This window comes from Dactylosporangium maewongense (assembly GCF_039531485.1).
In the GTDB taxonomy this organism is placed as follows: domain Bacteria; phylum Actinomycetota; class Actinomycetes; order Mycobacteriales; family Micromonosporaceae; genus Dactylosporangium; species Dactylosporangium maewongense.
This window is the reverse complement of record NZ_BAAAQD010000046.1, coordinates 15,979-40,573: the sequence shown is the minus strand read 5'-3', so window position 1 is coordinate 40,573 and position 24,595 is coordinate 15,979. Positions and strand designations below refer to the sequence as shown.

21 protein-coding genes are annotated in these 24,595 nt (G+C 73.7%); 13 read left to right on the top strand and 8 right to left on the bottom strand.

Annotated elements, in window-relative coordinates:
- Positions 1-5: 5 nt before the first annotated feature.
- From ABD332_RS55290 to ABD332_RS55280, 3 genes are read right to left on the bottom strand one after another with little or no spacing between them, the layout of a single operon-like run.
- Complete coding sequence (locus ABD332_RS55290) at positions 6-2,735, bottom strand: ATP-binding protein (protein ID WP_344514386.1); 2,730 nt, start codon at positions 2,733-2,735, stop codon at positions 6-8.
- Between the two features lie 40 nt (positions 2,736-2,775).
- Positions 2,776-3,732 carry a TIGR03885 family FMN-dependent LLM class oxidoreductase gene (locus ABD332_RS55285; protein WP_344514384.1) on the bottom strand — a complete coding sequence of 319 codons (957 nt, stop codon included), beginning with the start codon at positions 3,730-3,732 and terminating at the stop codon, positions 2,776-2,778.
- A 41-nt stretch (positions 3,733-3,773) separates the two neighbouring features.
- On the bottom strand, positions 3,774-4,808 hold the full coding sequence (locus ABD332_RS55280) for an aldo/keto reductase (protein ID WP_344514382.1): 1,035 nt from the start codon (positions 4,806-4,808) through the stop codon (positions 3,774-3,776).
- 86 nt (positions 4,809-4,894) lie between these two features.
- Between ABD332_RS55280 and ABD332_RS55275 the strand changes: the two genes are divergently transcribed.
- Both ABD332_RS55275 and ABD332_RS55270 read left to right on the top strand, forming a co-directional pair.
- Entirely contained in the window at positions 4,895-5,494 is a 600-nt protein-coding gene (locus ABD332_RS55275; protein WP_344514380.1) for a TetR/AcrR family transcriptional regulator, read from the top strand.
- 207 nt (positions 5,495-5,701) lie between these two features.
- Positions 5,702-7,663 (top strand): PAS domain S-box protein, encoded by a 1,962-nt coding sequence (locus ABD332_RS55270; protein ID WP_344514378.1) that lies wholly within the window; start codon positions 5,702-5,704, stop codon positions 7,661-7,663.
- Between the two features lie 3 nt (positions 7,664-7,666).
- Here ABD332_RS55270 and ABD332_RS55265 read toward each other — a convergent pair whose 3' ends face one another.
- Both ABD332_RS55265 and ABD332_RS55260 read right to left on the bottom strand, forming a co-directional pair.
- The gene (locus ABD332_RS55265; protein WP_344514376.1) at positions 7,667-7,978 is read right to left on the bottom strand and encodes a hypothetical protein; all 312 of its coding nucleotides are present in this window, start codon (positions 7,976-7,978) and stop codon (positions 7,667-7,669) included.
- 185 nt (positions 7,979-8,163) lie between these two features.
- Entirely contained in the window at positions 8,164-8,829 is a 666-nt protein-coding gene (locus ABD332_RS55260) for an NAD(P)-dependent oxidoreductase (protein WP_344514374.1), read from the bottom strand.
- 48 nt (positions 8,830-8,877) lie between these two features.
- Here ABD332_RS55260 and ABD332_RS55255 point away from each other — a divergent pair, with 48 nt between their 5' ends.
- Positions 8,878-9,231, top strand: coding sequence for a winged helix-turn-helix transcriptional regulator (locus ABD332_RS55255; protein WP_344514372.1), 354 nt, complete (start codon positions 8,878-8,880; stop codon positions 9,229-9,231).
- A gap of 8 nt (positions 9,232-9,239) precedes the next feature.
- Here the strand turns inward: ABD332_RS55255 and ABD332_RS55250 are convergent, their stop codons facing one another.
- Together ABD332_RS55250 and ABD332_RS55245 are read right to left on the bottom strand one after the other, a co-directional pair.
- Positions 9,240-10,046: a hypothetical protein gene (locus ABD332_RS55250; protein ID WP_344514371.1), complete on the bottom strand. Its 807-nt coding sequence runs from the start codon at positions 10,044-10,046 to the stop codon at positions 9,240-9,242.
- A 57-nt stretch (positions 10,047-10,103) separates the two neighbouring features.
- Positions 10,104-11,186 (bottom strand): LacI family DNA-binding transcriptional regulator, encoded by a 1,083-nt coding sequence (locus ABD332_RS55245; protein ID WP_344514369.1) that lies wholly within the window; start codon positions 11,184-11,186, stop codon positions 10,104-10,106.
- A gap of 76 nt (positions 11,187-11,262) precedes the next feature.
- Here ABD332_RS55245 and ABD332_RS55240 point away from each other — a divergent pair, with 76 nt between their 5' ends.
- From ABD332_RS55240 to ABD332_RS55205, 8 genes are read left to right on the top strand one after another with little or no spacing between them, the layout of a single operon-like run.
- Positions 11,263-12,162 (top strand): carbohydrate ABC transporter permease, encoded by a 900-nt coding sequence (locus ABD332_RS55240; protein WP_344514367.1) that lies wholly within the window; start codon positions 11,263-11,265, stop codon positions 12,160-12,162.
- Positions 12,159-13,004, top strand: coding sequence for a carbohydrate ABC transporter permease (locus tag ABD332_RS55235; protein ID WP_344514365.1), 846 nt, complete (start codon positions 12,159-12,161; stop codon positions 13,002-13,004). The genes ABD332_RS55240 and ABD332_RS55235 overlap by 4 nt, the downstream gene beginning before the upstream one ends.
- 30 nt (positions 13,005-13,034) lie before the next feature.
- Complete coding sequence (locus tag ABD332_RS55230) at positions 13,035-14,372, top strand: ABC transporter substrate-binding protein (protein ID WP_344514363.1); 1,338 nt, start codon at positions 13,035-13,037, stop codon at positions 14,370-14,372.
- A 10-nt stretch (positions 14,373-14,382) separates the two neighbouring features.
- On the top strand, positions 14,383-16,374 hold the full coding sequence (locus ABD332_RS55225; RefSeq protein WP_344514362.1) for a beta-galactosidase: 1,992 nt from the start codon (positions 14,383-14,385) through the stop codon (positions 16,372-16,374).
- Positions 16,371-16,754 carry a DeoR family transcriptional regulator gene (locus ABD332_RS55220; protein WP_344514361.1) on the top strand — a complete coding sequence of 128 codons (384 nt, stop codon included), beginning with the start codon at positions 16,371-16,373 and terminating at the stop codon, positions 16,752-16,754. The genes ABD332_RS55225 and ABD332_RS55220 overlap by 4 nt, the downstream gene beginning before the upstream one ends.
- Positions 16,751-17,509: a sugar phosphate isomerase/epimerase family protein gene (locus ABD332_RS55215; RefSeq protein ID WP_344514359.1), complete on the top strand. Its 759-nt coding sequence runs from the start codon at positions 16,751-16,753 to the stop codon at positions 17,507-17,509. Before ABD332_RS55220 ends, ABD332_RS55215 begins: the two co-directional genes overlap by 4 nt.
- Complete coding sequence (locus ABD332_RS55210; protein WP_344514357.1) at positions 17,506-19,281, top strand: heparinase II/III family protein; 1,776 nt, start codon at positions 17,506-17,508, stop codon at positions 19,279-19,281. The genes ABD332_RS55215 and ABD332_RS55210 overlap by 4 nt, the downstream gene beginning before the upstream one ends.
- Complete coding sequence (locus ABD332_RS55205) at positions 19,281-21,122, top strand: DUF2264 domain-containing protein (RefSeq protein WP_344514355.1); 1,842 nt, start codon at positions 19,281-19,283, stop codon at positions 21,120-21,122. Before ABD332_RS55210 ends, ABD332_RS55205 begins: the two co-directional genes overlap by 1 nt.
- Here ABD332_RS55205 and ABD332_RS55200 read toward each other — a convergent pair.
- On the bottom strand, positions 21,085-22,164 hold the full coding sequence (locus tag ABD332_RS55200; protein ID WP_344514353.1) for a substrate-binding domain-containing protein: 1,080 nt from the start codon (positions 22,162-22,164) through the stop codon (positions 21,085-21,087). The two genes, ABD332_RS55205 and ABD332_RS55200, sit on opposite strands and share 38 nt — an antisense overlap.
- 123 nt (positions 22,165-22,287) lie before the next feature.
- Here ABD332_RS55200 and ABD332_RS55195 point away from each other — a divergent pair, with 123 nt between their 5' ends.
- Both ABD332_RS55195 and ABD332_RS55190 read left to right on the top strand, forming a co-directional pair.
- Positions 22,288-23,316: a hydroxyacid dehydrogenase gene (locus ABD332_RS55195; RefSeq protein WP_344514351.1), complete on the top strand. Its 1,029-nt coding sequence runs from the start codon at positions 22,288-22,290 to the stop codon at positions 23,314-23,316.
- 27 nt (positions 23,317-23,343) lie between these two features.
- Positions 23,344-24,594, top strand: a complete 1,251-nt coding sequence (locus tag ABD332_RS55190) for an extracellular solute-binding protein (RefSeq protein ID WP_344514349.1) — start codon at positions 23,344-23,346, stop codon at positions 24,592-24,594.
- The last annotated feature ends 1 nt before the right edge of the window (position 24,595 follow it).

Here is a 24,595-nt window from a genome sequence, read left to right as displayed (position 1 = left end):
TCGGTTCAGCCGAACGTCTGGTCCGAGGGGACGCGGGACCGCGCAGTGAAGCGGGCGGACTGCGCGACGGGCAGCGTGAAGGACAGCCTGGCCCCGCCGCCCGGGTTGTCGTTGGCGGTGATCGTGCCGCCGTGCCGCTCCACGACCCGCTGGCAGATGGCGAGCCCGAGGCCGGTGCCGGCGTAGTCCGCGGTGCGGTGCGCGCGGTGGAAACCGGTGAAGATCGCGTCGTGCTCGCCCTCCGGGATGCCGATGCCGCGGTCGGCGACGTCGACCCGGACCCACCCGGTGCCGTGCGGCGTCGCGCAGACGTCGACCCGCGCGGGCTGCCCCGGCGGCGTGTACTTCAGCGCGTTGCCGATCAGGTTGTCGAGCAGCTGCCGCAGCAGCGCCGGATCCGCGTGCACCGACGGCATGGCGCCGACGAAGATCTGCGGCGGTGGGCTGGTCGGGTCGGCGGCCTGCGCCGCGAGCCGCTCGGTGACCACGTCGTCGACGACGGCGCGCAGGTCGAGGTCCCGCGCGTCCAGCACGGCGTCGCGGGCCGCGGCGTAGCCGAGCAGGTCGTCGATGAGCCGGCGCATCCGGGCCGTCGTCGCCAGGGCCCGGTCCAGCACCGCCCGCTCCTCGCGGTGCTCCTGCCCGCACAGCCCGTCGCCGAGCGAGTCGCGGACGAACTCGGTGAACCCGCCGATCGCCGTCAGCGGGCTGCGCAGGTCGTGGGCGACGATGCCGGCGAACGCGGTCAGCTCGGCCTCCCGCTGCCGCAGCGCCGTGATCGTGTACGACGACGCGACCGCCCCCATGATCTGCCCCTCCCGGTCCCGCAGCGGCCGGGCGTGCATCATCACCACCTGCTGGTGCCCGTCGGCCTGGGTCACGTGCGCCTCGACCCCGTCGACCCGCCGGCCGTGCAGCGCCACGAGCAGCGGCAGGTCGTGCTCGGCGAACGGGGTGCCGTCCGGGTGCGCCATCCGGACCCGGCGGCTGCTCTCGACCGCCGGCAGCGGCCCGCCGGCCCCGGCGTCGGCGCCGGCGTCGAGGCCCGGGATCGCGACCCGCGCCGCGCGGTTGGTGTGCACCAGCATGCCGTCGGCGTCGCAGGTGATGACGGTGACGTCCAGCGCGTCGAGGACCTGCCGCAGGTATGCCCGCTCGGTGGCGAGCTCGTCCCGCGCGGCGCGCAGCCCGGCCTCCGCCGCCTCCCGCAGCGCCAGCTCCTCGCGCATCGCGGTGTTCGCCTCGGCGATCGCCCGGTCCGCGGCGGCGCGCGCCGTGACGTCGTGGAACACCGCGACCGCGCCCGGCCGGCCGGCGCTGCCGTGCAGCGGCCGCGCCGACACGGTGATGACGACCCCGTCCGGGTTGCCGCCGTTGCGGATCACCATCGGCACCTGGTCGCTGGCCTCCCCGGCCAGGGCCCGGGCGAGCGGCAGCTCCGCGGTGGGGAACGGGGTGGCGCCGTCGGGCCGGAAGATCCCGTAGTGCGCCTGCCACGTGTCCGCGCCGTCCTGGCTGTCCTCCTCCACCCCGAGCAGCGCCTTGGCGGCCGGGTTGTGCAGCAGGAACCGGCCGTGCTCGTCGACCACCCCGACCCCGTCGCTGACGCTGTCGACCACGGCGGTGAGCAGGGCCGCGTGGTCGCGGGCGTCCGCCTCGGTGCGGCGCAGCCGTGCAGTCGCGGCCGCGACCCGGGCGTCCGCCCTGGCCCGCCCGGTGCCGAGCACGAACGTCAACAGGGCCAGCAGGCCGCCGAGGCCGAGGCCCGCGGCCGTCATCGCCGCCGGGAACGGGCCCGCGCCCGGCAGGTCCGCGGCGACGACGCTGATCCGCAGCCGCCACCGCGCCTGTGCCACGGCGACGTCGACGGTCCGGTGGTCGGTCCGGTGCCGGTCGGACTCGGCGCGGACCGCGGCCACGGTGCCCTCGGTGCCGTCGGCGTTGCGCGCCGACAGCGTCACGTCCGCGCTGTTCTGGGCGCTGCGCCGCACCGCGGCCGTCATGAAGTCCTGCCCCCGCAGCCCCATCAGCACCCAGCCGAGGAACGGCCGCTCCCCGTCGGCGCCCGACGCCGGAGGCGGGCCGGGCGTGCCGTAGACCGGGGCCGTCAGCACGAACGACTGCTGCCGCTGCCGCTCCGGCAGGTTCCGGTCGCGGATCAGCAGGTACGTGTCGGACACCGTGATCCGGCCGGACCGCCGGGCCTCGGCGAGGGCCCGCGTCGGCGCCGCCGCCTGCGTGACGTCGACGCCCAGCCCGCCGGCGGTGGAGCCGTCGAACGGCTCGCTGAAGATCGAGAAGATGTGGCCGGTCCCCGACCCGACCGGCGTGAGCGTCAGGCCCGGCACCCCGCGCTCGCGCCACAACGCCTGCACCCGGCCGATCTCACCGTCGTCGGCGGGCACCATGAACGCGATCGACGTGGCGCCCGCCAGCCCCATGTGCCGCAGCGGGTCGACGGCCCGGGCGAACTTCGCCGCGGTCAGCGGCTCGAACGCGCCGGTCGCGGCCGCCACGGTGCGCAGGGTGTCGACGTAGCGGCCGGTCTCGTGGACGACGGCCGCCGCGACCGAGCCGACCTTGCGGTCCAGGGCCTGCGTCATCGCCCGGTGCTGCGCGCGGTCCAGCACCACCCCGGCGCTGACCGCCATCGCCGCGGTGAGGACCGCGACGAGGCTGGCGAGGGCCCCGGCGCGCGACATCGCCCGCCCGGCCCGCCGCAGGACGGACCACACACCCGGTTATCGGAGCGCGCCGCCCCGACCTTCGGACTTTCTACCGCAGTTGTGGCAGGACCTTCGCACCGAACGCGTCGATGAACTCGTCCTGCCGCTGCCCGACGTGGTGCAGGTAGATCTGGTCGAAGCCGAGCTCGGCGTACCGGTGCAGGATCTCGGCGTGCCGGCCCAGGTCGGCGCCGACGTGCACGGTGCCGGCGACCTGCTCCGGGGTCACGTGCTCGGACACCGCGTCGAAGTGCCCGGCGGTCTCCAGGTCCCAGCAGACGGGCGGCGCGAAGACGTTGCTGCGCCACTGCTCGTGCGCGACGGCCAGGGCCTCCTCGTCGGTCGGCGCCCAGCTCAGGTGCACCTGGAGGCAGAGGTCACCGCGCCCGCCCGCGGCCCGGTACGCGTCGATCATGCGGCGCAGGTGCTCGACCGGCTGGTTCACGGTGATAAGGCCGTCGGCCCACGCCCCGGCCCAGCCGGCGGTCTCCACGCTGACGGCGGCGCCGACCAGCCTGACCGGCTCGTCGGGGCGCGTCCACAGCCGCGCCCGGTCCACGGTGACGAGCCCGTCGTGGCTGACCTCCTCGCCGGCGAGCAGCGCACGGATCACGTCGACGCACTCCCGCAGCCGCGCGGCGCGGACGTCCTTGCGCGGCCAGCCGTCGCCGGTGATGTGCTCGTTGCTTGCCTCGCCGGTGCCGAGCGCCGCCCAGAACCTTCCCGGGTACATCGCCGCGAGTGTCCCGATCGCCTGCGCGATGATCGCCGGGTGGTACCGCTGGCCGGGCGCGTTGACGATCCCGAACGGCAGCGACGTCGCCTGCAGCGCCGCGCCGAGCCACGACCACGCGAACGCCGACTGCCCCTGCCGGGCGCTCCACGGCGAGAAGTGGTCGGAGCACATGGCCGCGCCGAACCCGGCGGCCTCCGCCCGCCGCACCGCGGCCAGCAGCGAGGACGGGTGGATCTGCTCGTGCGAGTTGTGCAACCCGTAGACCGTCATGCCGGCTCTCTTACCCACCCCGTCCCCGTCCCCATGCACGGTCAGACCGGTGGGGGGTTGAGCCGGGCGAAGGCTTCCTGACGCTGGTACGGGAAGTGCGGGTACGGCGCGGTGCGGGCGCTGGCCGCGTCGAGGCGGGCCAGCTGCTCCGGCGTGAGCGACCAGCCCACGGCACCCAGGTTCTGGCGGAGCTGGGTCTCGTCGCGGGCGCCGACGACGACGGACGCGACGGTCGGGCGGTGCAGCAGCCAGTTGATGGCGATCTGCGGCACGGCCCGGCCGGTTTCGGCGGCGACCTCGTCGAGCGCGTCGACCACGGTGTAGAGGTGCTCGTCGTCGACGGGCGGGCCGAAGCCGGCCGTCTCGTGCAGGCGGCTGCCGGCCGGCGGCGGGGTGCCCCGGCGGATCCGGCCGGTGAGCCGGCCCCAGCCGAGCGGGCTCCACACGACGGCGCCGAGGCCCTGGTCGAGAGCGAGCGGGAGCAGGTCCCACTCGTAGTCCCGGCCGACCAGCGAGTAGTAGACCTGGTGGGCGACGTAGCGCGGGTAGCCGTGCCGGTCGGCGGCCGCGAGGGACTTCATGATCTGCCAGCCGGCGAAGTTGGAGACACCGAGGTAGCGAACCTTGCCCGCGCGGACCAGGCCGTCCAGCGTCGAGAGCACCTCCTCCACCGGTGTGCCGGCATCGAACGCGTGCAGCTGGAACAGGTCGATGTGGTCCGTGCCGAGGCGGCGCAGCGCCGCGTCGCAGGCGCGGATCAGCCGGGACCGCGACGAGCCGGCGTCGCCGGGGCCGTCGCCGGTCGGCAGGCTGGTCTTCGTCGACAGCAGGACGCGGTCCCGGCGGCCCTTCACGGCCTGCCCGAGCACCTCCTCCGAGGCGCCGTCGGAGTAGACGTCGGCGGTGTCGAACATCGAGACGCCGGCGTCGAGGCAGATGTCGACGAGCCGGCGGGCCTCGCGGGCGCCGGTGCTGCCCCACGCGCCGAAGAGTGGCCCGCTGCCGCCGAAGGTCCCGGCCCCGAAGCTCAGCGCGGGCACCTGCAACCCCGACGCACCCAGCCGGCGGTACTCCATGATCGCACTCCTAACGGGTCTGTAGTTCCGTTAACGCTTCCGTTACGCTAGCACCGGCACCGGCTAAACGGAACTGGAGCACCGTTATGACGAGCAACACGCGACCCGGCGGACGCACCGCCAGGGTGCGGGACGCGGTGCTGCGCGCCGCCGGCGACGCCCTCGCCGAGCACGGCCTGGCCGGCCTCGACCTCGCCGACGTGGCCCGTCGGGCAGAGGTGGGGAAGACGACCGTGTACCGCCGCTGGGGCACCGTCACCGGGCTCGTCGCCGACCTGCTGCTGGACATGGCGGAACAGTCGCTGCCCCGCTCGGACACCGGCTCGCTCGACGGCGACCTGCGCGCCAACGCCAGGCTGGTCCAGCGGACGCTGAGCGATCCGCGGCAGGGGCCGCTCTTCAAGGCCGTCATCGCCGCGGCCACCTCGGACCCGCGGACCGCCGCGGCGCTGCACGGCTTCTACGACACCCGTATCCGCGAGTGGGCGTCCTGCGTGGAACTCGCCGTCCGGCGCGGCGAGGTCCCCGTGGGCACCGACGCGCACGAGGTGGTCCGCGCGGTCTCGGCGCCGCTGTACTACCGGCTGCTGGCCAGCGGTGACCCGGTCGACGTGGCCGCCGCCGACCGGGCGGCCGCCGCAGCCGCCGCGGCCGCCCGCGCGGGGATCTTCGTCCGCACCGCGTAGCCGCCCTGCGGCGATGGCGAGGCGCTCGGCGATCCGCGGGGCGAACGGGCCGACGGCGGTCGACCGGCGCGGTCACCAGATGAACGCGGTCGCCAGGACGGGATCGTGGCCGGCGCCCCGCCCGGACTGCCCGCCGGCGCCGCCGCCGGTTCCGCGTCGAACGACGTGCCCGCACGGACGCCTAACCGGCGTATCCAGGCTGCCGATATGGCAGGCATGCCGGAGGAGCTGTACCTGCTCGGCAACGTCGTGATCATGCTGGCCTACGCCGCCATCATGGTCGCGATCGTCGTCCCGGTCGCCAGGGCCGGTCAGCTGCGCACCAACAAGCTCGCCGTGGCGACCGCGCTGATCTTCTTCAGCTGCGCCGTCGGGCACGGGCTGCACGCGCTGACGGCCGCGCGCGGTCTGGCGACGGGTGCCGGTCATCCGGCGTCCTGGACGGCGGCGCTGTGGGACGTGCTCACCGCCGGTGTCGGCGTCTACTACTGGACGCTCCGGCGCGGATACGGCGTGCTGCTCGACAAAGGCGCCATGTACGTCGACCCGTGGCGGCAGCACCGTCTCGACGCCGCCGGTGCGCGCGAACGGGCCGCGCGGGCCAGCGCCGAGAACCACCGGGCGACCCTCGCCGCCGTCGTCGAACACACCGCCGACGCCATCATCGGCGCCGACCCCGACGGCACCATCACGGCCTGGAACAGCGGCGCGGAGCGGCTCTTCGGCTACACCGCCGCCGAGGCGATCGGCCGGCACGCGCTGATCGTGACCGACGGCGAGAGCACGGACGAGCAGGCGCGGCTCATGGACCGCATCCGCGCCGGCGAGCGGAGCCTGTCCTACGAGGCGCAGCGGGTGCACAAGGACGGCTCGCCGCTGGAGGTCGCGTTCACCGTCGCCCCGATCCAGGACGGCGCCGGGACCGTCATCGGCATCTCCGTGGTCGCCCGCGACATCGCCGCGGCGAAGGAGGCCGCGGAGCGGCAGCGCGCCATGCAGGAGCGCACCCATCAGGCGCAGCGGATGGAGAGCCTCGGCAAGCTCGCCGGCGGCGTCGCGCACGACTTCAACAACCTGCTCGCGATCATCGTCAACTACACCGACTTCGCCATGCAGGGCGGCAAGGTCGACGCGACCGTCCAGGCGGACCTCGCCCACGTGCGCACCGCCGCGGACCGCGCGATCAACCTGACCCGCCAGCTGCTGACGTTCACCCGCGGCGACGCGATCCAGCCGCAGGACGTCGACGTCAACACCGCCGTCGCCGAGGTCCAGACCATGCTGGAGCGCACGATCGGCGAGCACATCACGCTCATCACCGTGCCGTCGGCGCAGCCGCTGACCGTGCGCGCCGACCCCGGCCAGCTCCAGCAGGTGCTGCTCAACCTGGCGCTCAACGCCCGCGACGCGATGCCCGACGGCGGCACGCTGGTGATCGAGGCCAACACCGCCGACCTGACCGGCGACGAGCTCGCCGTGCAGCCGCAGCCGGCGCCCGGCCACTACGCCCGGCTGCTCGTCAGCGACACCGGCGAGGGCATGTCCCCGGAGGTCGCCGCGCACGTCTTCGAGCCGTTCTACACGACAAAGCCGCGCGGGCAGGGCACCGGCCTGGGGCTGGCCACGGTGTATGGCATCCTCGCCGAGGCGGGCGGCAGCATCAACCTGTACACCGAGGCCGGTGTCGGCACCACGTTCCGCGTCTACCTGCCGCTGGTCACATCGGCCGGACCGGCGCCGGGCAGGCCGGCCCGCGCCGCCACCCCGCCGCACGGCGGTGGCCGCACCGTCCTCGTCGTGGAGGACGAGCCGGCGCTGGCCCGGGTCGTCACCCGCATCCTGGGCAACGCGGGCTACCGCGTCGTGGCGTGCGCGAACGGCGAGGAGGCCCTCGCGGCGGACGCCCAGCGCGCGTGCGACATCCTGCTCACCGACGTCATCATGCCCGGCATGTCCGGCCGCCGCCTCGCCGAGTGCCTGCACGAGCGCCGGCCGGGCCTGCCGGTGCTGTACATGTCCGGGTACAGCAACGGCCTGCTCGGCACGACCCACGTGCTGGACGGGGACATCGCGTTCCTGGAGAAGCCCTTCACGGCCGACCAGCTGCTGGTGAAGCTGGGCGAGGCGGCGGTCGCCGCACAGGTTGACCGTGCTGCGGTGGCCGGTTGACGGTCAGGCCGGGATCGGCAGGACGGTGCCGGTGCCGCGTTCGACGGCGGCGACGCCGGTGTGCCTGCGGGCCGGGATGTAGACGTCCATGCCGGTGATGAACGTCTGCGCGTAGAACTCCGGCAGCGGCGCCGACAGGTCGGTGACGCCGTCGCTGCCCTTGTCGAACGCGAAGATGCCGATGATCCGCTTCACCCGCGGGCTGTCGGCCTCGTTGAGCTGTCGCTGCCGTGGGACACGATGCCCGACACGCCGGGCGTGCCGCGGGACCGCACGGCGCGGCCGTCGCTGGACGAGGTCCTCGAACTGCGCCACGACCGCATGGCGACCGTCCGCACTCTGGTCGACGGCCTGGCCGACGCGTCCCTCGCCGCCGACACCGTGCCCGTGCGGGCGCCGGGCCGGCCGCCGCCGCGCGCCTTCGCCGTGCACGACTGCCTGTCGGTGGCGCTCAACGATGGTGGGAGCACTGCCTGCACGCCGAGCGCGACCTCGACGCCCTATTCGAAGACCGACACCCGGCGGCGGTGCATCGTCGGCGTCTCGATCTCGTCGAGCACGGCGACCGCCAGGTCCGCGTACGACAGTCCCGACGCGGGCAGGGTCTCGCCGCCGATCCGGTACCGCCCCCGCCGTGGGCCTGCCGGGTCCAGCCCCGCGGGTGGCGTCAGCATCAGCCAGTCGACGTCTTCGCCGGCCGTACGCCAGCGATCCAGCCCCGCGGCGTGCGACAGTGCGAACGGCCGCAGGTGCGCCGGGAACGCCGCGGGATCGTCGTGGACCGGCCGCCCGTCGGCGCCGAGCAGGTTCGCGAACAGGCCGATCGGCACGGCCCGCCGCACCCCGGCCAGCGGCAGGCCGTGCAGGAGCGCGTCGGCGGCGTCGGCGAAGAACCGGGCGTCGAGCGGGCCGAGCGCGGCGAGCGCCTCGGGGCCCGACGCCGGGGTGACCGCGCTGACCACCGCCGCGTGCCCGCGCGCGATCGACGCCGTCGCCGCCCCGTCGCGCACGTCGCCCCGCACCACACGCACGCCTTCTGCCGCGATGTCCGGGTGCCTGGACGGGTCGCGGACCACCGCGGTGACCTGATGGCCGCGGGCGAGCGCCTCGGCGGTGACCGCCCGCCCCGCCCTGCCGCCCGCTCCGAAGATGACGATGCCACTCATGGGCCGGACGGTAGCCGCGCCGGCACCGGTTACTGCAAACATACCGGGATGGACCTGGACCCGCGGATGTTCGACCCGGTGTGCCCGTCCGGCGCGCTGCCGTTCCAGATCGGCGACAAGTGGACGGCGATGGTGGTGCTGTGCCTGGAGCACGGCCCGCGCCGCTTCACCGAGCTGCGGGTCCCGCTGCGCGCCGTGACGCCGAAGGTGCTCACGGAGACGCTGCGGGCGATGGAGCGCGACGGGCTCGTGGTGCGCACCGCGTACGCGGAAAATCCACCGCGCGTTGAATATGCGCTGACCGATCTCGGTCGCACGCTGCTGACGCTCATCGAGGCGGTGCGGGCCTGGAGTGCCGAGCACCTTCCCGCGCTGCTGGCCGCCCGCGCCGCCAACTCCTGACGCCCCGGCTACTCCTGTGGCGGTTGCGGCGTCTGTACGACTGGCGCCGGCGGTTCCGTTGCCGTGGGCTGATCCTGCGGCGTCTGCGGCGCCGGCACGACGTGCGCCGGTGCCGGTGCGACGTGCGCCGACGGGTCCGGGCAGATGAAGTACGGGCCGGGGTAGGCCGGCCACGCGGGCGGCACCGGCGCGGCGGCCCGCGGCACGAAGTACCGGTGCGCCGGCGGCAGCGCGAGCAGCAGGACGACCGCCACGCTGAGCGTCACGACGAGGAACAGGCCGAGGGCGCCGCCCAGGAACGCGAGGTCGGAGAAGTCCTCGACGCGGTCCCAGAGGATCGACTGGAACTGCGACGACTCCGGCGAGTCCCACGACGCCCCGTCGTCGACGACCACGTCGGAGTCCCAGTCGGCGGTGGCGAGCAGCGGCAGCATCAGGAGTCCGCCGCACATCTGCAGCGTGATCAGCAGCAACTGGCCGGCGGCGGCGACGAAGACGAAGATCCGGGCGACGTTGCTGCCGCGCAGCACCGGCAGCGCCGTGATCCCGAGCCACAGCGCCAGGATTAGGGCGGGCACCCCCACGAACAGCGCGGAGAACAGGTTTCCGGTGCGCTCGGTGTCGACCTCCCGCGGGTCCACGCCCGGCACCATCCCGGCCGCCCGCGAGATCTCCGCGTCGTAGTGCACCGCGTACGCGACGACCATCCCCACCACGGTCAGCAACACCGCCGCGGCGGCCAGCTGCAACCAGAACGCCACGGTCACCTGTGCGGGCCGCGCCGGCCGCGCCGGCCGAACTACCTCAACAGTCACAGCAAGCGACCCTACGGGCGGGCCGACCCCGCGACCTACAGCCGTTCGGTCAGCCCGTCAACGGCCGATGTCCGGCGGCGGGGCGGTGCTGGCGCGAAGGACGATGCGGGTGGGGACCAGGTCGGTGCCGGGATCGGCGGGCTCGTTGCGGAGCTGGCGGAGCAGAGCCTGGACGCAGCGGCGGCCGACCTCGGCGAAGTCCTGGTGCACGGTGGTCAGCGGCGGCAGGTAGGACGACGCGTCGGCGATGTCGTCGAAGCCGACGACGCTGACGTGCGCGGGGACCGGGCGGCCGCGCTCGTGCAGGGCGCGCAGGACGCCGAGGGCCATCTGGTCGTTGGCGGCGAACACGGCGGTGCAGTCGGGGCGGGCGGCGAGCCGCAGGCCGGCCCGGTAGCCGGACTCGGCGGACCAGTCGCCGCGCTCGACCGGCGGCACGGGGCGGCCGGCCGCCTCCAGCTCGGCGCGCCACGCCTTCGCGCGGCGGTCGCTGGCGAAGGACTCGGCCGGGCCGGCGACGTGCCAGACGGTGCGGTGGCCCAGATCGAGCAGGTGCCGGACGGCCTGGCGGGCGCCGTCGGCCTGGTCGGTGTCCACGACCGGGTAGCGGTCGCCGGCGTCGGAGTCGACCACGACCACGTGGACGCCGGGCGGCAGGGAGACGGTGCTGGCGTCGAGCAGATGGATCTCGAGGATGACGATGACGCCGTCGACGGCGAGCTCGCCCATGCGCGTGAACGCGCCCAGCACGTTGTCCTGGGTCGGCATGTCGACGGGGATCAGCGTGATGGCGTAGCCCTCGGCGGCGGCGTGGGTGGCGATCGCCTCGACGGTGCGGCTGTTGCCGGTCGAGGAGAGCCCGAACAGGATGACGCCGATGGTGTTGAACTGCCCGTAGCGCAGCGAGCGGGCCGCGCTGTTGGGCCGGTAGCCGAGCTCCCGCATCGCGGCGAGGACCTGCTCGCGGGTCGCCTCGATGACGCCCGGGTGGCCGTTGGAGACGCGCGAGACGGTCTGCGACGACACGCCGGCGAGGGCGGCCACGTCGGCCATCGAGACGCGTTGCTTGCGGCGGCCGCCGGGCACGTCCGAGCCGCCGCGCTGCACGCCGGCGGCCGGGCGGATCGCGTCGACGTCCATCGCTTGCTCCTTGACGGTCCTGGTGAGGGGTGCCACTATACCGGCACTCACGTTTACGTAAACATCGTTCACCGCGGTGCGCGATGTTTACGTAAACACCGACGTAGAGGAGGTCATCGTGGCGCGGGTCGGCTGGCTGTTCACGGCCCCGTTCCTGGCGGTCTTCGCGCTCGTGTTCCTCGCCCCGATCGGCTACGGCGTCTACCTGAGCCTGTTCGACACCAAGTTGATCGGCGGCACCACGTTCGCCGGCGCCGGCAACTACGCCAAGGCGCTCAGCGACCCGCAGTTCTGGTCCTCGTTCGGCCGGGTGGCGCTGTTCCTCGCCGTCCAGGTGCCGGTGATGCTGTTCCTGGCGCTGCTGCTCGCGCTCGCCATCGACAGCGGCCGGCTGCACGGTGCCGCGTTCTTCCGGATCTCGGTGTTCCTGCCCTACGCGGTGCCGGCGGTCGTCGCCGCGCTCATGTGGGGCTTCATGTACGGCGACCGCTTCGGCCTGGTCGGCAACCTCGAACGGGCCCTGCACGTGACCCTGCCCGACCTGCTCTCGCCCGACGTCGTCCTCGCGTCCATCGGCAACATCGTGACCTGGGAGTTCGTCGGCTACAACATGCTGATCCTGTACTCGGCGCTGCGGGTGGTGAACCCGTCGCTGTACGAGGCCGCGGAGATCGACGGCGCCGGGCAGATCCGGATCGTGCGGGTGATCAAACTGCCCGCGCTGCGCGGGCCGCTGCTCATCGCGACCATCTTCTCGATCATCGGCAGCTTCCAGCTGTTCAACGAGCCGAGCATCCTCAAGACCCTGGCGCCCAACTCGATCAGCACGTTCTACACGCCCAACCTGTACGCCTACTCGCTGTCGTTCTCCGGGCAGCAGTACAACTACTCCGCCACGATCGCCGTCGTCATGGGCGTCATCACGATGGTCGTCGCCTACCTGGTGCAGCTGCGCGGCCTGCGGAGGGCGTCATGAGGCGCCGCCGCAGCGTCACGCTGACCGCCGCCTGCTCCCTGATGCTCGTCTACAGCCTGCTCCCGCTGGTGTGGCTGCTCATCAACGCGACGAAGACGCAGGACGGGCTGCTCAGCTCGTTCGGCCTGTGGTTCGCCGACGACTTCGCGTTCTTCGGCAACGTCGCCGACACGTTCACCTACGACGGCGGCATCTTCACCCGCTGGCTGCTCAACACGCTGCTCTACGTGGTCGCCGGCGCGGGTGGGGCGACCCTGCTCGCGGCCCTGGCCGGCTACGGGCTGGCGAAGTTCGACTTCCCCGGGCGCAGGGCCGTGTTCGCGGTCGTCCTCGGGGCCGTCGCGGTGCCGGGCACCGCCCTCGCCGTGCCGACGTTCCTGATGTTCTCCGGGCTCGGCCTCACCAACACCCCCTGGGCGATCATCGTGCCCTCGCTGGTCTCCCCGTTCGGCCTGTACCTGATGTGGAACTTCGCCGGCGACTCGGTGCCCGACGAGCTGCTCGAGTCGGCGCGCGTCGACGGCGCGGGGGAGCTGCGCACGTTCTTCTCCATCGGGTGCCCGCTCATGGCGCCCGGCGCCGTCACTGTCCTGCTGTTCAACGTCGTCGCGACCTGGAACAACTACTTCCTGCCGCTGATCATGCTGAAAGACCCTGACTGGTATCCGCTCACCCTCGGGCTCAAGTCCTGGAACCAGCAGGCGACGACCGCCGGCGGCGAGGCCGTCTTCAACCTCGTCATCACCGGCTCGCTGCTCACGATCGTGCCGCTCATCGCCGCGTTCCTGCTGCTGCAACGGTTCTGGCAGTCGGGCCTCAACGCCGGGGGCGTCAAGGAATGACACCCCACCCCAATGAGAAGGGAATCCGCCATGCCGGCATCCCGCCGCACACTCCTGCTCGGCGCAGCGTCGCTGACCGCGTCGCTGCTCATCTCCGGCTGTACCGGCGACGACACCTCTGAGAAGGCCCAGGGGAACGTGTCCGACGCCGACCTCACGGCCGCCCTCGACAAGGGCGGCGAGCTCACCGTCTGGGCCTGGGAGCCGACGCTGAAGAAGGTCGTCGCCGACTTCCAGACGAAGTACCCGAAGGTGAAGGTCAACCTGGTCAACGCGGGCACCGGCAACGACCAGTACACGGCGCTGCAGAACGCCATCAAGGCCGGCTCCGGCGTCCCCGACGTCGCGCAGGTCGAGTACTACGCGCTGCCGCAGTTCGCCCTCGCGAAGTCGCTGACCGACCTCAACCCCTACGGTTTCGGCGCGCTGCAGAGCACGTTCACGCCCGGCCCGTGGAGCTCCGTGCACGCCGGGGCCGCCGCGTACGGGCTGCCGATGGACTCCGGCCCGATGGCGCTGTTCTACAACAAGGAGGTCTTCGACAAGCACGGCGTCGCGGTCCCCGCCACCTGGGACGAGTACGTCGCCGCCGCCCAGAAGCTGCACGCCGCCGACCCGAGTGTGTACATCACCAGCGACACCGGCGACGCCGGCTTCACCACCAGCATGATCTGGCAGGCCGGCGGCAGACCGTACACAGTGGACGGCACGAAGGTCGGCGTGAACTTCGCCGACCCGGGCACGCAGAAGTTCACCGCCATGTGGCAGAAGCTCATCGACGGCAAGCTGCTGTCGCCGGTGAACGGCTGGAGCGACGCCTGGTACAAGGGCCTCGGCGACGGCACCATCGCCTCGCTCGTCATCGGCGCGTGGATGCCCGCGAACCTGGAGTCGGGGGTGAAGGCCGCCGCCGGCAAGTGGCGGGTTGCGCCGATGCCGCAGTGGGAGGCCGGCGGGAAGGCCACGGCGGAGAACGGCGGCAGCTCCCTCGCGCTGCCCGCCGCCGGCGGCAACAAGACCCTCGCCTACGCGTTCAGCAGGTACGCCACGGTCGGCGACGGCGCGCAGTCCCGGGCCGACAACGGCGCCTTCCCCGCCACCACCGCACAGCTGGACGCGGCGGCGTTCAAGAACAAGGAGTTCGCGTACTTCGGCGGGCAGAAGGTCAACGAGGTCCTCGCCCAGGCCGCCGGCCAGGTCGTGCCCGGCTGGACCTACCTGCCGTTCCAGGTCTACGCCAACAGCGTCTTCAACGACACCGCCGGCAAGGCGTACCTCGGCGGCGGCGTCACCCTGCAGAACGGCCTCAAGGCCTGGCAGGACTCGTCGGTGAAGTACGGCAAGGAACAGGGCTTCACCATCCAGTAAGGGAGTTGCCGTGCACAACGACTGGCTGCGCTGGCCGACGGATCCCGCCCGGGCCCGCCTCGGGTTCGGGGCCGACTACAACCCCGAGCAGTGGCCCCGGCACGTGTGGGACGAGGACATGCGCGCGATGCGCGCCGCCGGGGTGAACATCGTGTCCCTCGCCATCTTCTCCTGGGCCAGGATTCAGCCGGCCGAGGACACGTGGGACTTCGCCTGGCTCGACGAGGCCATGGACCTGTTGCACAGCAACGGCATCGCGGTCGATCTGGCCACGGCGACGGCCTCCCCGCCGCCGTGGCTGACCACCCTGCACCCGCAGATCCTGCCGGTGGACCGCGAGGGGCGCACCGTCTGGCCCGGGGCGCGGCAGCACTGGCGGCCCACGTCACCGGTCTTCCGGGAGCACGCGCTGCGGCTGACCCGCGCCCTCGCCACCCGCTACGGCGGGCACCCGGCGCTCGCGGCGTGGCACGTCAACAACGAGCTCGGCTGCCACAACGTCTACGACTACTCCGACGACGCGGCGGCGGCGTTCCGGCGGTGGCTGCGCGACCGGTACACCACCCTGGAAGCGCTGAACGAGGCCTGGGCGACCACGTTCTGGTCGCAGGGCTACAGCGACTGGGGGCAGATCATCCCGCCGCGGCTCGTGACGTCGCACCCGAACCCCGCGCAGCAGCTGGACTTCAAGCGCTTCTCCTCCGACGCGCTCAAGGAGCACCTGCGGGCCGAGCGGGCGGTGCTGCGCGAGCTGACCCCCGAGGTGCCGGTCACCACCAACTTCCTGCTCATGGGCGAGACCAAGGGCATGAACTACGCCGACTGGGCGGCCGAGGTCGACTTCGTCGCCAACGACCACTACACGCTGCCCGGCCCGCAGTCCCGCGACGAGCTGTCGTTCTCCGCGAACCTCACCGGCAACCTGGCCGGCGGGCGGGCGTGGTACCTCATGGAACACTCGACCAGCGCGGTGAACTGGCAGCCGGTCAACGTCGCGAAGGCCCCCGGCGAGCTGGCCCGCGACTCCCTTACGCACGTCGCGCACGGCGCCGACGCCGTCTGCTTCTTCCAGTGGCGGCAGTCGGCGGCGGGCGCCGAGAAGTACCACTCGGCGATGGTGCCGCACGCCGGCGAGGACAGCGCCGTCTTCCGCGCCGTCGTCGACCTCGGCGCCCGGCTGCGCGCGCTCGACGGGGTCGCCGGTCGCCGCCGCATCCCGGCCCGCGCCGCCGTCGTCTTCGACTGGGAGTCGTGGTGGGCGGCGGAGCTTGACTCGCACCCCACCGACCGGCTCCGCTACCGGCAGGAGGCGCTCGACTGGTACACGGCGCTGCTGGACCTCGGCATCCGCGCCGACGTCGTGCCGACCGGCGCCCCGCTGGAACGCTACGACCTGCTGGTCGCGCCGATCCTGCACGTCGTCCCTGCCGGGCTCGCCGCGCGGCTGCGCGGGTACGTCGCCGGCGGCGGGCACCTCGTCACCACGTACTTCTCCGGCATCGTCGACGAGCACGACCGGGTGTGGCTCGGCGGCTACCCGGGCGCGCTGCGGGACCTGCTCGGCATCCGCATCGAGGAGTTCGCGCCGCTGCTCGACGAGCAGCGCGTCGAGCTCGACAACGGCACGACCGGCACGCTGTGGACCGACCGGATCGACGTGACCGACCCGGCGACGGAGGTGCTCGCCTGGTACAAGACGGGCGACCAGGCGGGCCGGGCGGCGGTCACTTGGCGGCAGGCCGGCGCGGGCTCCGCCGCCTACGTGTCAACCCGCCTCGGCCCGGCGGGCCTGGCCCCGGTCCTCGCCGACCTGGCCGGGCGGGCCGGCGTCACCAGCGAGCTGCCGGAGCCGCTGCGCGGGCGCGTGGAGCTCGCGGTCCGGGGCGGGCACTGGTTCCTCATCAACCGGACCGGCGCGCCCGTCGACATCAGCGCCGTCACCGGGATGCCCTCGACCCTGGAGCCGCACGGGGTCCACGTCGTGCGGACGGGGGGCACATGAGCACGGAGGTGCTCGCCGCGGTGCGGCACCGGCGGATCCTGGCGCTGCTCGCGTCGCGGGAGTTCGTCACCGTCACCGAGGTCCGGGCGGCGACCGGCGCGTCGCTCGCCACCGCGAACCGGGACCTGTCGGTGCTCGCCGCCGCGGGTGCGCTGACCCGCATCCGGGGCGGCGCGACCAGGGCGGCCCCGCCCCCGGCCGGGCCGTCGGGTCAGGAACGCGTCCTGGTGGCCTGCCTGGTGCAGGCCCGGCGGGCGGCCGAGCGCCACGACCTGGCCGCGGTCGAGGGCGCGCTGCATCAGGCGCTCACCACCTGCCGGCAGCTGCGGGATCGCCATGTGAGCGATAACATTCGTCCGCCACGGAAGGAGGCCTCATGACGTTACAGACCGGGATGTGCTCGGTCACATTGCGGCGCCTGCCGGCGGGCGCGGTGCTCGACCTGGCCGCGGCGGCCGGGCTGGCGTGCGTCGAGTGGGGCGCGGACCGGCACGTCCCGCCCGGCGACCCGCGGGCCGCCGCGGCGCTGCGGCAGCGCGGGCTCGACCTGGGCGTGGCGGTCGCCGCATACGGCTCCTACTTCCGGGCCGGCGTCGACGACGTCGCGGATTTCGCCACTGTACTGGCGACGGCGGTCGCTCTCGGCGCGCCGCGGGTGCGGATCTGGGCCGGCGCGGCGGGGTCGGCACGGGTCTCCGCCGACGAGCGCCGGGCGGTCGTCGCGGGCGCCCGGGCGGCCGTCGAGCGCGCCGCCGACGCGGGGATCCTGGTGGCGTTCGAGTTCCACGGGGACACGCTCACCGACACGGTCGCCTCGACGCTCGACCTGCTCGGCGAGGTCCCCGGCGCCGCCACGTACTGGCAGCCGCCGGTCGGTGCCCCGGATGCCGAGGCGCTCGCCGGGCTCGCGGCGGTGCTGGACCATCTCGCGGCGGTGCACGTCTTCTCGTGGTGGCCGCGCACCGAACGGCTCCCGCTGACCGCCCGCGAGCGGCTGTGGCGTGAGACTTTCACGCTGCTGCGCGGCTGTGAACTCGACCGCGACCTCGACGCGCTGCTCGAGTTCGTCCCCGGCGACGACCCGGCCGTGGTCGCCACCGAGGCCGCGACCCTGCGCGACCTGGCCGGCGCATGAGTCTCCGCGAGCGGTGGGACGGGCTGCCGGCAGGGGTACGGGCGCGCGCCGTGAGCGACGCCCGCGACCGGATACCCGTACCTTCCGCCGACGTGCGGGAGGCATGGGCGGGGCTGCCCGCACCGACGGTCGACCACGACGCGCCGTGGCCGCAGCCGCTGCTGTCGCAGTACGGGCGGTACTGGCGGGAGGGCAACCGCACCGGCTACGAGGGCCCGGCCGCCGAACTGCGCGACCGTGCCGCGACGGCCGTCCTCGCCGCCGCGGTCACCGGCGACCTCCGCGACCTGGACGCCGCCGCGGACGGGCTGCAGCTGCTGTGCGAGCAGAGCACCTGGTGCTGGGCCGCACACGAGACCTTCGCCGCCGAGCGCGGGCACGTGGTGCCGGACCCGGACCGCCCGTACCTCGACCTCGGCGCCGCCGAGACCGCCGGGCTGCTCGCGTGGGCCGACCTCGTCCTCGCGCCCGCGCTCGACCGGCGCGTGCCCGGACTGCGGGAACGCATCAGGTGGGAGGTGCGGCGGCGGGTCCTGCGGCCGTTCCGCGAGGTGCGGGACTGGCACTGGCTCGGCCTCGACGGGCACCAGCACAACTGGAACCCGTGGATCCACGGCCACGTCCTCGCCGCCACGCTGTTCCTGGACCCCGACCCGGCGGTGGTGGACCTGGTCGTGGACGGCCTCGACCGGTACCTGGCCGCCCAGCCCGCGGACGGCGGGTGCGACGAGGGGTACGGGTACTGGTGGAACGGGCCGGCCCGGCTCGCCGAGGCGCTGCAGCTGCTCGACTGGTCCACCGGCGGCCTCCTCGCCCCGTGGACGATCCCTCCGCTGGCGGAGATGTCGCGGTACCCGCGGCACACCGACCTCGACGGCGGATGGGCGGTCAACGTCGGCGACGGCCCCGCCCGCCCCGATCCGGCGCAGCCGTGGCACGTGCTGCACCGCTGGGGCGCCGCCTGCGGCGCGGCCGACGTGGTCGCCTACGCGGTCTCACGCAAGGGCCGGCCGGGCGGCGCCGGGCTCGGCCGGGCGCTGGTCGAGCTGCACGACCCCGCCTGGCGGGCGGCCGTCCCCGCGCCCGCGCCGCTGCCCGAGCGGTCCTGGCTGCCGGACGTGCAGCTGCTCGTCTGCCGCGCGCCCGGGATCGCGCTCGCCGTCAAGGGCGGCCACAACGACGAGAACCACAACCACAACGACGCCGGCTCCTATGTCGTCGCCGTCGGCGGTGTGCCGGCCGTCATCGACCTCGGGCAGCCGACGTACACCGCGACCTCCTTCACGGAGCGCCGCTACGAGCAGTGGGTGACCCGCAGCGAGTGGCACAACCTCCCGGTGATCGGCGGCGCCGGTCAGGAGCCCGGCCGCGCGTTCCGGGCCACGGACGTCCGCGCCGACGGCGACGCGCTGCACCTGGACCTGAGCCGCGCCTACCCGCCGGAGGCCGGCTGCCGGTCGTGGCAGCGCACGGCGCGCCTCGACCGGGCGCGCGGCGCCGTCGTCGTGTCTGACGACTGGGACCCCGCGGTGCCGGCCGTGCTGCACCACGTCCTGTCCGGCGAGCCCGTGACGCACCGCGCGGGCGAGCTCGTCATACGGTTCCGCTCGCCCGTACGCCTGTCGTGGGACCCCGCCCTCGGCGCCGGCCACCTGGAGCGGCACCCGGTCGACGACCCGCTCCTGCGCGGCGTGTGGGGCGGCGCCGTCCACCGCCTCGTCATCGCCGCCACCGCCACCTTCGAACTGACCGTCACCAGTGGAGACCCCTGATGGACGCTGCCGAGCGCTCCCCGTACACCGGCTACACCCGCGAACACTGGACGGCCGCCGCCGACCGCCTGCTCGCCGCGGTGCGCCCGTACGCGTCGCCCGACCACGCGCGGATCGACCTGCCGGGCCGCACCAGCAGGTACGGGCGGGACAGCGACGCGCTCGAAGGGTTCGCCCGCACCTTCCTGCTCGCCGCGATCCGGCTGCGCGGCGAGGGCGGCGCCGACCCGGACGGGCTCGCCGGCTGGTACACCGACGGGCTGCGCGCCGGCCCGGCCGTGTGGCCGCGGCCGGACCGCCTCGACCAGGCGAAGGTCGAGGCCGCCTCGATCGCGCTCGGGCTGCACCTGAGCCGGCCCTGGATCTGGGACCGCCTCGACGACGCCGGCCGGGAGCGGATCGCCGGCTGGCTCGGCACCGTCGTCGGCCAGGCGTACCCGCCGATCAACTGGGTCTGGTTCCAGCTCACCGTCGAGGCGTTCCTCCGCGGGGCCGGCGGCGACTGGTCCGAGGCGGACATCCACAGTGGACTGGCGGTGCACGAGTCGCTGTACCGCGGCGACGGCTGGTACGCCGACGGCCCCGAACGCTCCTACGACCACTACAACGGGTGGGCGCTGCACACGTTCCCGCTGCTGTGGGCGGACCTCGCCGGCGACCTGTGCCCGGAGCACCTGCGGCAGGCGTGGCGCGAGCGGTTGCGGCGGTTCCTCGGCGACGCCGTGCACCTCGTCGGCGCCGACGGCTCCCCGCTGCTGCAGGGCCGCAGCCTCATCTACCGGTTCGGCGCCGCGGCGCCGTTCTGGATGGGCGCCGTCACCGGCGCGACGCCGCTGTCCCCGGGCGCCACCCGGCGGGCGTGCAGCGGCATCCTCCGCCACTTCCACCAGCACGGCGTGCCCGGGCGGCGCGGGCTGCTGACGCTCGGCTGGCACCGGGAGTGGCCGGCGATGGCGCAGTCCTACTCGGGGCCCGGCTCGCCGTACTGGGCGGTGAAAGGCATGCTCGGCCTGCTGCTGCCGGCGGACCATCCCGTGTGGACGGACGTCGAGGAGCCGCTGCCGGTCGAGCGGTCCGACTTCACGCGGGCGATCGGCCCGCCGGGCTGGCTCGCCGCGGGCACCCGCGCCGACGGCGTGGTCCGCGTCGCCAACCACGGCACCGACCACGCCCTGGAGGGCGACGGCGGCACCGACGCGCCGCTGTACGCGCGGCTCGGCTACTCCACCGCGACGTTCCCGGCCGGCGACGACAACGCGATCGCGCTGGTCCGTGACGGTGAGCCCAGCCACCGCAGCGGGTTCCGGACCATCGGGTGCACCACGGACGGCGCGGTCAGCGTCGCCCGGCTGCACTGGGTCGGCACGCCCGACACGGCGGCACCCGACCACGGCTCCGGCCGCACCGGCACCGTCACGTGGGGTCCGCACATGACGATGGCGTCGCTGATCCGCGGCGCCGTCGAGGTGCGGGTCGCCCGGATCGACGACGAGGTCGACGACGAGGAGCCGGCCCCCGGCACGGTGCTCGAGTTCAGCGGCTGGCCCATCACCCGCGGGCTCACGTCGCTGCTCGTGCCGCTGCACGGGTTCGAGGGGGCGGCGCTGTCGGAGCGCACCGTCGCGTCACCGCTCGGCGACGAGGTGCGGGTGCCGGTGCTGCGGGCCGCCGAGCCCCCGCGCGCAGGGCGGGTCTACGCGGTCGCCGTGCGGCTCAGCCGGGCCCCGTCGGGCGGGCTGCCGACCGTGACCGCCGCCGCGGGGACGGTCACGGTCCACTGGCCGGACGGCTCCACGGCGACGGTCACCCTCCCTGCCGTGGCACGGAGGAGTCCCGGATGACCAGCTCCGGGGTGACGAGGACGCGCTGCACCGGCCGGCGCGGCTCCGTCAGCCGGGCCACCATCAGCTCGACCGCGACCCGGCCGACGTGCCCCTTCGGCGGCCGCACCGCCGTCATCGCCGGCTCGGCCAGGTGGGCCACCTCATCGTCGTAGGACACCAGCGCGAGGTCGTCGGGAATGGACAGCCCCAGCTCGATGCAGAACTGCGCGATCGAGATCGCGTCGGGGTCGCCGTGCACGATCAGCGCCGTCGTGCCCGACTCCCGGCAGCGGCGCATGATCCCGGCGATGATGTCGCGGTGGCCCGGCACGTCCAGGCCCACCGACTCCCGCACCACCAGGTCGTCGGGGATGTCGAGGTCCGCGCAGGCGAGGCCCCAGCCGACGGCGAGGTGCGCCGACGTCGGTGACCCCCGCGACAGCACGAGGCCGATCCGGCGGTGGCCGTGCTGATGCAGGTGCCGCACCGCCATCTCCAGGCCGAGCGAGTGGTCGCTGCGGACCCACTCCAGCTGCCGGCGCGTCGGCGTCCAGCGCGGCGCCTGCCGCTCGACGAGGATCGTCGGCACCGGCAGCCCGCTGATCCAGTCGACCATCTCCGCCACCCCGCCGCCGTCGAGGCTCGGGGCGAGCAGCAGGCCCTGCACCTGCTGGGCGTCGACGAGCCGGCCGATCTGGCGGCGGTCCTCCTCCGGGTCGTAGCTGGAGCCGCGCAGCTGGATGTGCACGCCCAGGGCGGCCGCGGCGGCGCGGGCGCCGGTGACGATCGGGGGCCAGTAGTAGTCCAGCGACGGCACCACCATGCCGACCGTGAACCGGGTCTTCGGCGGCCGAGGGCGGCGCGGCGACGGCAGCAGCTGGGTCGGCAGGGTGGCGCCGCCGTGGACCTTCGTCAGCAGGTTGCGCTCGGCGAGCGCGGCGATGTCGCGGCGCACGGTCAGCTCGCTGACCCCGAGCACCGGCGCGAGGTCCTTGACCCGCACGGCGCCGAGCCGGCGCAGCTCGTCCATGAGCCGCTCCTGGCGCTGCACGTTGAACATCCGCGCTCCTGGTTGTTCGACTCTGTTCGTTTCGGATCGAACGAGATCGCGCTCTTCCGGACATGTTCGAACGCGGCTATCCCTGTTCCTACACGAATCTCAACGGAAACAACAGGAGCCGCGTTGCCGAAGCCGAAGGCGTTGGTGGTGATGAACCCGGAGTCGTTCCGGGCCCACTTCGACGACGCACGCACCGCCCGGCTGGCCGCGCTCGCCGACCTCGGTGACGGCGGCGTCGACGGCGGCCCGGTGTGCCTGCACGAGCTCGACTCGCCGGCCGCCCGCCGCCGCCTCCGGGGCGCCGACGTGCTGCTGACGTCGTGGGGAGCCCCGGCGCTCACCGCCGAGCGGCTGCGGGACGCGCCGGCGCTGCGGGCGGTGTTCCACGCCGCGGGCAGCGTCCGGCCCCTCGTCACGAGCGAGGTGTGGCGGCGCGGCATCCGCATGACGAGCGCCGCGGACGCCAACGCGATCCCGGTCGCCGAATACACCCTCGCCGCGATCATCTTCGCCGGCAAGAAGGTGCCGTTCATCGCCGCCGACCCCGAGGCGGCCTACCGGGGCTGGAGCCACCTCGGCGGCTACGGCAACCTGTCCAACTACCGGCGCACCGTCGGCGTCGTCGGCTTCTCCCGGATCGGGCGGCGGGTCGTCGGCCTGCTCGACCGGCTCGACGCCACGGTGTGCCTCGTCGCCGACCCGCACGCCGACCCGGCCGAGGTCGCCGCGGCCGGCGGCGTCCTGGTCGACCTGCCGGAGCTGCTGGCCCGCAGCGAGACCCTGACACTGCACGCGCCGGCGCTGCCCAGCACCCACCACATGATCGGCGCGGCCGAGCTCGCGCTCCTGCCCGACCACGCCACGGTCATCAACACCGCGCGGGGCAGCCTCATCGACTCCGCGGCCCTCGCCGCCGAGTGCCGGTCCGGGCGGCTCTTCGCGATCCTCGACGTCACCGAGCCCGAGCCGCTGCCGCCCGGCGACCCGCTCCGTTCGACGCCGAACGTCCTGATCACCCCGCACCTGGCCGGCTCGCTCGGCACCGAGATCCTCCGCCTGACCGACCACACCCTCGACGAGCTCGCCCGCTGGATCGTGGGCGAGCCGCTGCGCGCCGAGATCACCCCGCAGGCGTTCGCCCTCAACGCCTGACCACACCCCCCATCAAAGGAGACCGCCATGCACCGCTCCCGGTTCGGTATAGCCGCCGCAGTCGCCCTCGCGTTGACGCTCACCGGATGCGGCAACGGCGACGACCCCGGCGCGGCCGGCGGCAAGACCGTGCTGACCGTGTCGCTGTGGAACTACGCCAGCACCCCGGAGTTCAAGGCGCTCGTCGAAGGCTTCGAGGCCGAGCACCCGGACATCGACGTGCAGCCGGTCGACATCCTCGCCGACGACTACGCCAAGAAGGTCACGACCATGCTGGCCGGCGGCGACACCACCGACGTCATCACGATGAAGAACGTCACCGACTACGCCCGCTACGGCACCCGCGGCCAGCTCGCCCCGCTGACCGACGAGGCGAACAAGCTCGACAAGAGCGCCTACCTGGGCCTGGAGCCGTTCAACCTCGACGGGAAGTACTTCGCGCTGCCCTACCGCTCGGACTTCTGGGTCCTGTACTACAACAAGAAGCTGGTGAAGGACGCTGACCTGTCGAAGCTGACCTGGCAGGACTACGCGCAGCTGGCGAAGGCGTCCACGACCGGCAGCGGCGCCGACAAGGTCTACGGCACCTACCAGCACGTGTGGCGCTCCGTGGTGCAGGCCGTCGCGGCCGCGCAGACCGGCGGCGACCTGCTCGGCGGTGACTACGCCTTCATGAGCGCCCAGTACACGATGGCGCTGGACCTCCAGATGGCCGGGGCGACCCTGCCGTGGGGCACCGCCTCCACGCAGAAGGTCTCCTACAACACGATGTTCTCCACCGGCAAGGCCGCGATGCTGCCGATGGGCACCTGGTACGCGGCGGCGCTGCTGCAGGCCAAGGCCGACAAGAAGTCCGATGTGGACTGGGGCATCGCGCCGCTGCCGCAGGTGGGCGGCGGCACGGTGACCACCTTCGGCTCGCCGACCGCGTTCGCCGTCAATAAGAAGGCCAAGCACGCGGATGCGGCGAAGCGGTTCGTGCTGTGGGCGTCGGGGGAGAAGGGCGCGGCCACGATCGCGAAGATCGGTGTCACCCCGGCCTACCACAGCGCCGCCATCACCGACGCGTACTTCGCGGTCGCCGGCATGCCGGGCGACGCCCTCGCCAAGAAGGCGTTCCAGCCCGACAAGGTGGTGCTGGAGATGCCGGTCAGCGACAAGTCCTCCGACGTCGACGCCATCCTCACCGAGGAGCACCAGCTCATCATGACCGGCAGCAAGACGGTGAGCGCCGGCATCGCCGAGATGGGCAAGCGGGTCAAGTCCGAGGTCCACTGAG